This is a genomic window from Streptomyces lacaronensis, assembly GCF_047337785.1.
GTDB classification, from domain to species: Bacteria; Actinomycetota; Actinomycetes; order Streptomycetales; family Streptomycetaceae; genus Streptomyces; species Streptomyces lycopersici.
Genome location: NZ_JBLHDK010000003.1, coordinates 9,626,383 through 9,637,108, shown reverse-complemented (window position 1 = coordinate 9,637,108; position 10,726 = coordinate 9,626,383). Strand labels below are relative to the sequence as shown.

Genomic DNA, 10,726 nt, shown 5'->3' with positions numbered 1-10,726 from the left:
GAGACAGCCATGCACAGCGAGCGTGACGAGCGGCAGTACCGCGTCGTGATCAACGACGAGGAGCAGTTCTCGGTCTGGCCGGGCGACCGTGACCTTCCCGCGGGATGGCGCGAGGAAGGCATGCGGGGCGACCGGGAGACGTGCCTGGCGCACATCGACCGGGTGTGGACCGACATGCGGCCCAGAAGCCTGCGCGAAGCGCTGGTCCGGACCCGGCAGGACGGCTGAGGAGCGGGATATGACGGACAACACGTTGATGGAGCGGCGAGACGACGGCGACCTGGCCGGCGGCGCGGGCCGGGGCCGTATCGCCGACGTCACCGGGATCGGTTTCGGGCCCTCCAACCTGGCGCTGGCCACGGCGCTCGCCGAGACCGCGCCGACGGGACCGGGCAGACCGCTGGAGGCGGTCTTCTTCGAGCGCAAGGAGCGGTTCTCCTGGCACGCCGGGATGCTGCTCGAGGGCGCCACCATGCAGATCTCGTTCCTCAAGGACCTGGTGACGCTGCGCGATCCGCGAAGCCCCTACAGCTTCCTCAACTACCTCCACCACGCCGGCCGGCTGTCGGACTTCATCAACCACAAGCTGCTGTTCCCCTCCCGGGTCGAGTTCCACGACTATCTGGCGTGGGTGGCGGGCTTCTTCGAGGAGCAGGTCAGCTACGGGTCGGAGGTCGTGGACGTGCGCCCGGTCTCCCGCGGGGACGCCGTGGAGCACATGGACGTCGTGGTCCGGCAGCGCACGGCGGCCGGGGAACGGACCGTCGTGCAGCGCACCCGCAACCTGGTCGTCGCCACCGGCCTGGAACCGTATCTGCCCCCGGACGCGCTGCGCTCCGAACACGTCTGGCACACCTCGGAGCTGCTGCACCGGGTGGAGCAACTGCCCTCGGCACCACGGCGGATCGTCGTGGTCGGCGCCGGGCAGAGCGCGGCCGAGGCGGCCGAGTTCCTGCACACCCGGTTCGCGTCGGCGGAGATCTGCGCGGTGTTCTCCCGCTACGGCTACAGCCCGTCCGACGACAGCCCGTTCGCCAACCGGATCTTCGACCCGGGGGCCGTCGACGACTACTGCACGGCCGCGCCGGAGACCAGGCGGATGCTCCTCGACTACCACCGGAACACCAACTACTCGGTGGTCGACCCGGAGCTGATCGACGAGCTGTACCGGCGGGTCTACCAGGAGAAGGTGCAGGGGCGGACCCGGCTCAACATCCTCGGCGCCACCCGGCTGACGTCCGTGGAGCAGGCCGGTGACGGCGTGGACGTGACGGTGGAGTCGCTGGTCACCCGGGAGCACACCACGATGCGGGCCGACTGCGTGGTCTACGCGACCGGCTACCGCCCCGCCGACGTACGCGGCCTGCTGGGCAGCATGGCCGGGCTGTGCAAGGCCGACGAGCTGGGCCGGGTGGAGGCCGACCGGCAGTACCGCGTCGTCACCGAGGGGGACGTGACGTGCGGCATCTACCTCCAGGGCGCGACCGAGCACAGCCACGGGATCTCCTCCAGCCTGCTGTCCAACACCGCCGTACGGGCCGGGGAGATCGCGGACACCGTACGCGCGGACGCCGCGGCCACGAGGGGATGCGATGTTCGTACCTGAGCACTACCGGACCGAGGACCAGCGATGGCCGGTGCGGATCGTCCAGGACAATCCGCTGGCCCTGCTGATGTCGAACCGCGAAGGACAGCCGCCGTACGCCAGCCATGTGCCGGTGATCGTCCTGCCCCGGCAGCGGGAGGAGCTGGAGCGCACCGGCCGCTGGCAGGGGGCGGTGCTGCACGGGCACATGAACCGCGCCAATCCGCACTGGAAGTCCCTGACCGACGGGCAGCCGGCCGGGCTGGTGTTCCAGGGGCCGGCGGGCTACGTCTCCCCCTCCCTCTACGACACCACCCCCGCCGCCCCTACCTGGAACTTCACCGCGGTGCACGTCCAGGGGCGGCTGCGGCTCGTGGAGGACGAGGAAGCCACCCTCGGCGTGGTGTCCGCCACCGCCGGACAGCTGGAGGAACGCTTCGGCGAGCAGTGGTCGATGGACTCCTCGGTCGGCTACTTCCGGCAACTCCTCCCCGGCGTAGGCGCGTTCGAGCTGCACGTCGAGGAGTGCGACGCCATGTTCAAGCTGAGCCAGGAGAAGGAGCACGACGTCAGGCACGCCGTCATGGACTGGTGTGCCCGCAGTCCGCGCGGCAGGAGCAACGACCTGGCCACCGTGATGTGCGACTACTACCGGGCCGCGGTGTCCCGGCCGAGTTGAGACCACCTGAACGCCGGAGGTGTTCATGATGCAGAAATACGCAGTCGACGGAAACCGCGGCACGGCCCACGGCGGTACGACACCCGTCCATACCCTGTTCGACGTCGAGGTGGCCGAGAAGCTGGACGGCGGGCGGCTGAACCAGGTGGCGGCCGGGGTGCTGGGCGCGCTGCACGTACGGAACTTCTTCACCGAGCAGGAGTGCCGCCAGGTCGTCGCGGCCCTGGCGGAGGACCGCATGGGGCAGTACGACGCCGCCGTGGTGGGGCTGCGGATCAAGAAGCTCGGCCCCGCCGTGTTCGACTTCTACAACAACGGCTCCGTGGCCGACTCCTACTGGAAGCAGGCCAAGGAGGCAGAGCAGCAGCGCACCCGGCTGCTGGCCGGGAGCGACCCCTTCCGGCTGGCCCTGGACCGGCTCGACGCGGCCTGGCACGGCGGGGCCACCACGGCCACCGTGGGCGGCCGGCCGCTGTTCGCGGGCATGATCCGCGAGATGGGCGAGGGCGCGGGCCTGCACTTCGACGAGGTCGAGCGCGAACTGCCCGGCGCGCTCGACGAAACCCCGCTGTGCCAGCTCGCCTTCAACTGCTACCTGTCCCTCCCCGAGTCGGGCGGGGAGGTGACCGTGTACCGGCGCCGCTGGCGGCCGGCCGACGAGGACCACCGCGACGGGTACTGGTACCAGTCGCACCTGGTGGCGGACGAGCCACGGGTGACGGTGTCCCCGCGTTGCGGCGACGCCGTGTTCTTCGACCCCCGCAACTACCACAGGGTGCACGCCAACGAAGGCGGCGGACGGCGCGTCACGCTGTCCTTCTTCATCGGCGTGTCCAGCACCGGAAACCTCCTCCTGTGGTCCTGACCCGCACCCCGCCGGAGGGAGCACGCCATGACTGACACCGGCACCGAACCGATAGCGGCCAACCAGCTCCGCCTGTGGATCAGCCAGGAGCTGGACCCGGAATCCAACGCGTACAACGTGACCCGCTGTCTGCGGCTGCGCGGGCGGCTCGACGCCGACGCGCTGGTGCGCTCCGTGAACGCCCTGGTGGAGCGGCACGAGATCCTGCGCACCGTGTTCCTGGACACCCCGGACGAGGTGCTCCAGCGGGTGCTGCCCGGCAGACCCGCCCTGACCGGTGTCACGGCGGCGCCGACGGCGCCCCCTCGGGGCAAGGGGGAGCGCAAGGAGGAGCACGGGGAGGAGGAGGTCGCCGCGGCGGCGTTGGATGAGGCGCGTGCCTTCACCCTGCGCCCCTTCGACCTGCGGCGCGAACCCCCGTTCCGGGCCCGGCTGGTGCGCCGGTCCGCGACCGACCACACACTGCTGCTCGCGTTCCACCACATCGGCGTCGACGCCTGGTCCCTGGGCGTCTTCGAGCAGGAACTCGCCGAGGCCTACCGCGCCTTCGCCGACCACGGGACGTGGCATCCGGCCACCGAACCGGCCCCGTTCCGGGAGTTCGCGCGCCGGCAGCAGAAGATCCTCGCCGACGACGCGGCCGAGCGGCACCTGGCGTACTGGCGGACCGCGCTGCCCGCCGAGCTTCCGCCGGCGGACTTCCTCGCGACCAGCCCGCTGGGCGCGCGGGGCCCCGGGCCCGCCGCGGTGCACGAGGTGCCGCTGCCGCCGGAGGCCGTGACCGCTCTCGCCGGGCTGAGCGCGGCCTTCCAGGTGACGCCCTTCGTGATCCTCCAGACCGCCGTGCAGATCCTCGCCCAGCGGTTCTCGGGAAGCACCGACGTGGTGCTCGGGGGCACCACCCTGGGCCGCACGTCGGCCGACTTCGACACCACCCTCGGCTTCTTCGTCAACACCGTGCCCCTGCACACTCCGCTCGCCGACAACCCGTCCTTCGCCGCGGCCCTGGCCCGCGGCAAGGAGACCGTGATGGGCGCGCTCTCCCATGACGACGTGCCGTTCGACAAGATCGCCGAGGCGGTGCCCGCGCGGCCCTCCGGGGAGCGCGGCGCGCTGTACCGGATCGCCGTGGAGGTGCAGGCCGCCCCGCCCGGCGGGCAGCCCGAGTGGCCGGGTCTCACCGTCACCGCGAGCGGCTTCGACGGCGACGCGGCCAAGCGCGCCCGCTGCGACCTGACCTTCAACCTGCTGTACGGGGAGAGCGGTCCGCGGCTGGTGACCGAGTACGACGGGGCCCTGTTCGACGAGGCGTATGTCGCAGCCGCCACTCAGGCGCTGTTCACCCTGCTCCAGCACGGTGAACGCGAGCCCGGCACCCCGGTGGACGACCTCCAGCTGCTGTCCGTACCACAGTGGCGGCGCCGGCTGACGGCGCGCGCGTACCCGCCGCGGAACGCCGTACGGGAGCCCACGAGCCGGATCGTCCGGGCGCTGGCGGATCTGCACGGGGAGCGCACCGCCGTGCGCACACCGGGCGAGCGGTTCACCTTCCGCGAGCTGGTGGACCGGGCGGAGGCCGTCGCGGCGGCGCTGATCGACGACGGCGCGGGTCCCGGCACCTTCGTGGGGGTGGTGGCCGACCGTTCCGTGCACGCGGTCGCGGCCCTGGTCGGCTGCTGGCTGGCCCGGTGCGCGTACGTCCCCATCGAGCCGGGCGAGGCGCGGGAGCGGCAGCGCTGGATCGCGGAGGACGCCGGGCTCACCCGGGTGCTCGGCCCGCCCGGGTACGCGCTCCCGGGCACCGAACTCATCGACGTCCGCGCCCTGCCGCCCGCCCGGCGCGGCACCGCGGATGTACGGACCACACGACACGACGACATCGCGTACGCCATCTACACCTCGGGCACCACCGGCAGGCCGAAGGCCACCCTGGCGACCCACGCCAACATGCTGAACGTCAAGGCGGGGCTGGCGGAGTGCTTCGAGGTCGAGGACTGGCGGCAGGAGACCGTCTCCCTCAACGGCCCACTCGTCTTCGACGTGTCGTTGCAGCAGCTGCTGCCCATGCTGGACGGCGCCACCGTGGCCGTCGTGCCCGGCCCGGTGCGGCTGGACCCGGACGCGCTGATGTCCTACGTGGCGGAGGCGGGCATCACCCTGCTGGACGTGAGCCCCGCCCATCTGCAACTGCTCGTGGAGGCCGGGCTGTTGGAGCGCCGGGACCTGCCGCTGCGGCGGCTGGTCTCCGGTGGGGAGGCGCTGCCCGCCCCGCTGTGGCGGCCGCTGGCCCGCAGCGGTCTGCGGGTGTTCAACTGCTACGGGCCCACGGAGTGCACGGTCAACTCCACCGTGCAGAAAGTCGACTCCTCGGTGGAGCGGCCGCTGATCGGCACGGAGGTGCACGGCGCCACCCTGTACATCGCCGACGACAAACGCCGGCTGGTGCCCCACGGGGCCGTCGGTGAGCTGTACATCGCGGGCGAGGGCGTCGGCCCCGGCTATCTGAACCAGCCGGAGCTGACGGCGGAACGCTTCCCCACGCTGCCCTGGGGGCCGCAGGGCCGACCGGTTCGGGTCTATCGCACCGGTGACCGGGTGCGGCTGGCGAAGGGCGGGGCGGTCGAGCATCTGGGCAGGCTGGACGACCAGGTCAAGATCCGCGGCAACCGGGTCGAGCTGCGCGAGGTGACCTCCACCCTGCTGGCCCATCCGGCGGTGGAGGCCGCCGAGACGGTGGTGGACGAAAGCCACCCGGGCGGGCCCCGGCTGCACGCCTTCGCGGTGGCGCCGCGCTCGCCCGTCGGCGAGGACGAACTGCGGCAGCACCTCACGGCCCGGCTGCCCGGGTACATGGTGCCCGCGCGGATCACCCGCCTGGACACCCTCCCCACCACGGTCGCGGGCAAGGTCGACCGGAGGGCGCTGCGGGCGCTGTGCGCCCAGGAGCCCGCGGAGGACGTCGGGGACGGCGCTGCGTCCCGGGCGGCAACCGACGGCGGGGACGGCGGTGGGGACTGCGGCGGGGACGGAATCGTGCGGCGGCTGGTCGAGTTGTGGCGGGAGGTGCTGGGCGTGCCCTCGGCGGGTCCGGACTCCCACTTCTTCTCGTTGGGTGGCCACTCGCTCCTCGCCGCCCGGCTCATCGCCCGGGTCCGCCGTGAGTTCTCCGTCCCGCTCCCCCATGCCACGCTGCTGGAGCGGGCCACCCCGCGCCGCTGCGCGGAGTATCTGCGGAGCCACTCGGACGCCGCGCCGGTCACCGCCGAGGGCGGTGGCCACCTCCTGGAACTGCGCGGCTCCTCCGACGGCATCCCCGTCGTCTGCTTCCATCCGCTGGGCGGGGACGCCCTCGTCTACCAGGACCTGGTGGACGCCCTGCCGGACCGGCAGGCCGTCCACGCCGTCTTCGACGGACGCACCGACCCGCGCACCCGCACCGGCTGGGAGTCCCCGGAGGCCATGCTGCGGGCGTACGCCACCGCGGTGGCCGGGGTCGCCGGTGAGCGGGGCTGCCATCTGGTGGGCTGGTCGCTGGGCGGGCTGATCGCGCACGGTGTGGCCGCTCAGCTCGAACGGCGCGGCATCGCGGTCCACTCCCTGTCCATCTGGGACGCGGGCTGCTCACCCGTGCGGTACGCCCGTCCGGCCGAGCCGGACTGGTCGGCGGGGCCGCTGACCGTGCTGAACACCCTCGCTCCCCCGGGGTCCGGCGGGCTGACGCCCGACCAGGCCGACCGGCTGGGCGCCCGGTTCCGCCGGCCGCCGGGGCCGGACCTCGGCTCTCACATCCTGCGGGCCGCCGAGAGCCTGTGGCAGATCCGCCCGGCCGCAGAGCCCCAGGCCGTCGCCGACCGTGCCGTACTGGCCTCCCTGCACAACTGGGTGTTCACCGGGTGGAGTCCGGAGGTGATCGCCGCCCCGGTGTCCGTGGTCTGGGCCGCCGACTCGCTCCGCCGCGGCCTGGTGGCCAGGACCGACTGGGGCGACTGGACGCGGGGCCCCGCGCAGGAGACCGAGATCGAGGCGACGCACTACTCCCTGATCACCAAACCCATCGTCGGCGAACTCGCCGCGCACCTGATGAAGACCGTCCACGCGGTCGCCCCCGGCCGCTGAGCCGAGGACCGTACCCACACCTTCCCGGAGGCAGTCTGTGTTCGACGTCAGCGAAGCGTGCCGTGCTTCCTTCCTCAGCCTCTCGGGGCTGACCACCGCCGAGGTCGCGGAGGTGGGTGAGACGGCGTACCGGTTCGGCGACTCCCCGAAGAAGTTCACGGACCGGCTCCAGGGGGCCCGGGTGGGCCTGCTGTTCACCGCGCCGTCCACCCGCACCAGGTCGTCGTTCTGGAACGCGGCGGTCACCCTGGGCTGTCACACGCTGCACCTGGGCTCCTCGGAGCTCCAGGTGTCGACGGGAGAGAGCTGGGGGGACACCGGAGCGGTGCTCGCGCACTACGTGGACGCGGCGGTCGTCCGCACCAACGGCCCCCAGGACGAGCTGCGGCAGCTCGCGGAGCCGCTGCCCGCCACCGTCAACGCCCTGACCTACGAGGAGCATCCGACGCAGGCCATCGCCGACCTGTGCGCGCTGCGGGACCACTTCGGCAACACGGAGAACCTGCGGCTCGCCTACCTCGGCCTGGTCAACAACACCGTGCGGTCGCTGGCCCAGCTGGCCTGCAAGGTCCCCGGCATGCGGCTGGACGTGTACAGCCCCGAGGGGGCGGGTTTCCCGGACGATGAGCTGGCCGGGATGAACGGCGCGGCCGGGCGGGACGTGGTGAGCCAGCGCCACTCGGTACCGGACACACCGCACCCCGTCGACGGCCTCTACACCACCAGGTGGCAGTCCATGGGCGTGGCGCACGAGGATCCGGACTGGCAGGCGCGCTTCGCCCCCTTCCGGGTCACCAGGAGCACCATGGATCGGTTCAGCAGTGAGACGGAGGCGGTGTTCCTGCACGACCTTCCGGCGATCAGGGGCCAGGAGGCGACCTCCGAGGTGCTGGACGCGCCGTTGTCGCTGGTGTCCCGGCAGGCGTACCACAAGACGTCCGCCGCGGCGGCGGCCCTTCTGCGGGTGCTCGGCGAAGGCACCGCCAACCGCTGAGGGCCGTCGCGGACGGCCGGGTGCGGAGGTCCGCACCCGGCCCCGGCGGCCGCTATCCGGCGGCGGCCGGGCCGCCACCGGCGAACTCCAGCACGGCTTCCGGCGCCTCCCCGTACCGCATCGGCCTGCGCCGTACGAGATGCGGTGCCTCCCGCAGCGCGCGGCCGAGGACGGTGAGGTACTGGGCGTCGGGCAGCGTGGCCTGGAGATGCGTCCGCAGCAGCGCGTGCATGACGTACACCCACTTCCGCGGCTCTCCCGCTCGTACGGGGCACAGCAGATTGCGGTCCGCCAGCTCGTCGAGGAAGGCCGCCGCGGTCGCGGCGGGACAGCCGATGAGCACACCGGCCGTGGTGGGGGTCAGCCGCTCCGCGTCGACGGCGGCCAGGGCCGACAGCGCATTCCTGCTGTCCTCGGAGAGCCGGACGCACGCCTCGTCGAAGGCCTCGGCCAGGCTGCGTCCCAGCAGGCTCAGCTCACGTGCCGGATCCTGAGCTCCGGTCAGCGCGGACGCACACCGCTGCAGGGTCCAGTGGGGGCGGGCCGCGAGGACGTTGCCGACGGCCCGGAGGGCGGCCGGCAGCCCTCCGCACACCGCCAGCACCTCCTCGATCCATCGCCCCTGGCCCTCCAGCTGCTCCGGGGAGAGACCGGAGGAGAGCAGCGCACCGGACTCGTCCGCGTCCAGCACATCGAGCGGCACCCGGACTGCGCCGTCGACGGCGAGGCTGGACACCTGCGTGGTGATGCACACCGCGGAGCTGCCGCCGGTCGGGAGGACGGCCCGCATGTCGTCCGCCTCGGTGACGTTGTCGATGAGCACCATGACGCTGCGCGAGGCTATGAGACTGCGGTACATGTCCTGGCGCAGGGGCCAGGAGTCGGGCTGCTCGTCCTCCGATACGCCCAGGCCGTGCAGCAGCCGCCCCAGGACGCCCCGAAGCCCCTCCCAGTTGCGCGGGAAGGCCGACGCGTCGATGTACAGCTGACCGTCGGGGAAGCTGTCCCGCGTCAGATGCGCGGTGTGGACGGCGAGGGCGCTCTTGCCCACTCCGGTCATGCCGCTGATGATGACGGCGCGTGCGGCGGTGCCTGTCTGTGTGGTGACGCCGGAGGTGAGCGCGTCGACGATGAGCCGCCGCTCCCGGCCGCGTCCGATGAAGTCTGAGATGTCCGGCGGGAGTTGGCTGGCTACGGCGCCGACCGGTGCGCTGCGGTCCGGCCGGGTCGCGCTGGCCGGGAGCCGTGGCCGTACCGGTTGCGGTTCGGCGGCATGGGCGGGCACGACCCGGTCCTTGGACAGCAGCTCCTGGTAGAGGTGCTGGATGTCGGCGGCGGGGTCGGTGCCCAACTCGTCGGCCAGCCGCCGCTGGAGGCCGAGATAGACGTTCAACGCGTCGCTCCGCCGCCCGCTGCGGTCGAGGGCGAGCATCAGGTGGTGGTGCAGGCGCTCGTGGGTGGGGTGCGCCGCGACGAGATCGACCAGCTCGGGCACCAGCTCGGCGGCGTCCCGTGTTTCCAGGTCGCCCTCGATGCACTGCTCGAGAGCGAAGATCCGCAGCTCTTCGAGCCGACTTGCCTCACGGTCGAACGGTTCGCCGTCCAGGTGCTGGAACGCCGACTGGCCGCGCCATCTGCCAAGTCCCGTGCGCAGTAGGACCGTTGCCTCGTCGTGACGCCCGGTGGCTCGTAACGACATGGCCCGGCCCACCTCCTCCTCGAAGACCTTGGCGTCGATCGAGCCCGGGGACGACGTCAGCGAATAGCCGGAAGGGAAGGTCTCGATGGTCTTCGCGCCGAGGATGTGTCTGAGTGAGGAGATACGGTTGTGAATCTGCGCCGCCACGGTCTGCGGCGGCTTGCGGGGCCAGAGCGTGTCCACGATCTGTGGGACGGACACGACACCACCGGCCCGGGCAAGGAGCAGCGCGAGCAAAACCTGCTGCTTCGGGCCACCTATGGCGACAGGCTGCCCGAGGGCCCAAACCTGGAGCGGACCCAATACGCTGAACTGCAAAACTCTTGCTCCTCACAGGATGAGTCCAATGACTGTCATCTTGCTGGATCCGTCGTGCAGAGAAGTGATGCAGGTGGGGGGAATTAGCGGGGTCAATGGCGGCTCGCCCGCTTACACTTCCACGCCTTCCACCTCCCTCGGGATCGAACGGCGCGATACAGGAAACTGGGGAGATTCGGACTTTTTGCACCCACTGCCCCCGCCGATGGCGATCAGCGTAACGCAAAACAGACGACTGTAGAGCACCCAGACAGCGTAGGTTTTCTCCAACAGTAATGGAGACGATGGTTCAGCGTGCACAAACGATGAGGCCGACGGTGCCCTGGGCCGTGGTGACGACGAGGCCGGTGAGGTCTATGCAAGGCCTACGTCTATTCCCTACTCGACCACCTCCGTTGGCGGATGCAGAAAGGGCTGACTACCGAGACGGTAAAGAACCTGGCCCTGCACCGCCTTATGGGAGCGGCGGG

7 protein-coding genes are annotated in these 10,726 nt (G+C 71.6%); 6 read left to right on the top strand and 1 reads right to left on the bottom strand.

What is annotated here, in order from left to right; all coding sequences use genetic code 11:
- Positions 1 to 9: 9 nt before the first annotated feature.
- The 6 genes from ACMTAK_RS42030 to ACMTAK_RS42005 are packed head-to-tail and all read left to right on the top strand — an operon-like array spanning position 10 to position 8,239.
- Positions 10 to 228, top strand: a complete 219-nt coding sequence (locus tag ACMTAK_RS42030) for an MbtH family protein (protein ID WP_413810983.1) — start codon at positions 10 to 12, stop codon at positions 226 to 228.
- Positions 229 to 238: 10 nt separating this feature from the next.
- Positions 239 to 1,606 carry a lysine N(6)-hydroxylase/L-ornithine N(5)-oxygenase family protein gene (locus ACMTAK_RS42025; RefSeq protein ID WP_413810982.1) on the top strand — a complete coding sequence of 456 codons (1,368 nt, stop codon included), beginning with the start codon at positions 239 to 241 and terminating at the stop codon, positions 1,604 to 1,606.
- The gene (locus tag ACMTAK_RS42020; RefSeq protein ID WP_413810981.1) at positions 1,593 to 2,264 is read left to right on the top strand and encodes an FMN-binding negative transcriptional regulator; all 672 of its coding nucleotides are present in this window, start codon (positions 1,593 to 1,595) and stop codon (positions 2,262 to 2,264) included. The genes ACMTAK_RS42025 and ACMTAK_RS42020 overlap by 14 nt, the downstream gene beginning before the upstream one ends.
- A gap of 25 nt (positions 2,265 to 2,289) precedes the next feature.
- Positions 2,290 to 3,129 carry a 2OG-Fe(II)-dependent halogenase WelO5 family protein gene (locus ACMTAK_RS42015; protein WP_413810980.1) on the top strand — a complete coding sequence of 280 codons (840 nt, stop codon included), beginning with the start codon at positions 2,290 to 2,292 and terminating at the stop codon, positions 3,127 to 3,129.
- 27 nt (positions 3,130 to 3,156) lie between these two features.
- Complete coding sequence (locus ACMTAK_RS42010; protein ID WP_413810979.1) at positions 3,157 to 7,245, top strand: non-ribosomal peptide synthetase; 4,089 nt, start codon at positions 3,157 to 3,159, stop codon at positions 7,243 to 7,245.
- A gap of 37 nt (positions 7,246 to 7,282) precedes the next feature.
- Positions 7,283 to 8,239, top strand: coding sequence for an ornithine carbamoyltransferase (locus ACMTAK_RS42005; RefSeq protein WP_413810978.1), 957 nt, complete (start codon positions 7,283 to 7,285; stop codon positions 8,237 to 8,239).
- A gap of 52 nt (positions 8,240 to 8,291) precedes the next feature.
- On the opposite strand, the gene ACMTAK_RS42000 is transcribed toward ACMTAK_RS42005, so the two are convergent.
- A complete protein-coding gene (locus tag ACMTAK_RS42000; RefSeq protein WP_413810977.1) occupies positions 8,292 to 10,139 on the bottom strand; it encodes an AfsR/SARP family transcriptional regulator in 1,848 nt (615 codons plus the stop codon).
- Positions 10,140 to 10,726: the final 587 nt, after the last annotated feature.

Bases quoted from the DNA above. Each gene is read 5' to 3' on its own strand.
- ACMTAK_RS42030 (WP_413810983.1), top strand. From the start codon at position 10: ATGCACAGCGAGCGTGACGAGCGGCAGTACCGCGTCGTGATCAACGAC.
- ACMTAK_RS42025 (WP_413810982.1), top strand. From the start codon at position 239: ATGACGGACAACACGTTGATGGAGCGGCGAGACGACGGCGACCTGGCC.
- ACMTAK_RS42020 (WP_413810981.1), top strand. From the start codon at position 1,593: ATGTTCGTACCTGAGCACTACCGGACCGAGGACCAGCGATGGCCGGTG.
- ACMTAK_RS42015 (WP_413810980.1), top strand. From the start codon at position 2,290: ATGATGCAGAAATACGCAGTCGACGGAAACCGCGGCACGGCCCACGGC.
- ACMTAK_RS42010 (WP_413810979.1), top strand. From the start codon at position 3,157: ATGACTGACACCGGCACCGAACCGATAGCGGCCAACCAGCTCCGCCTG.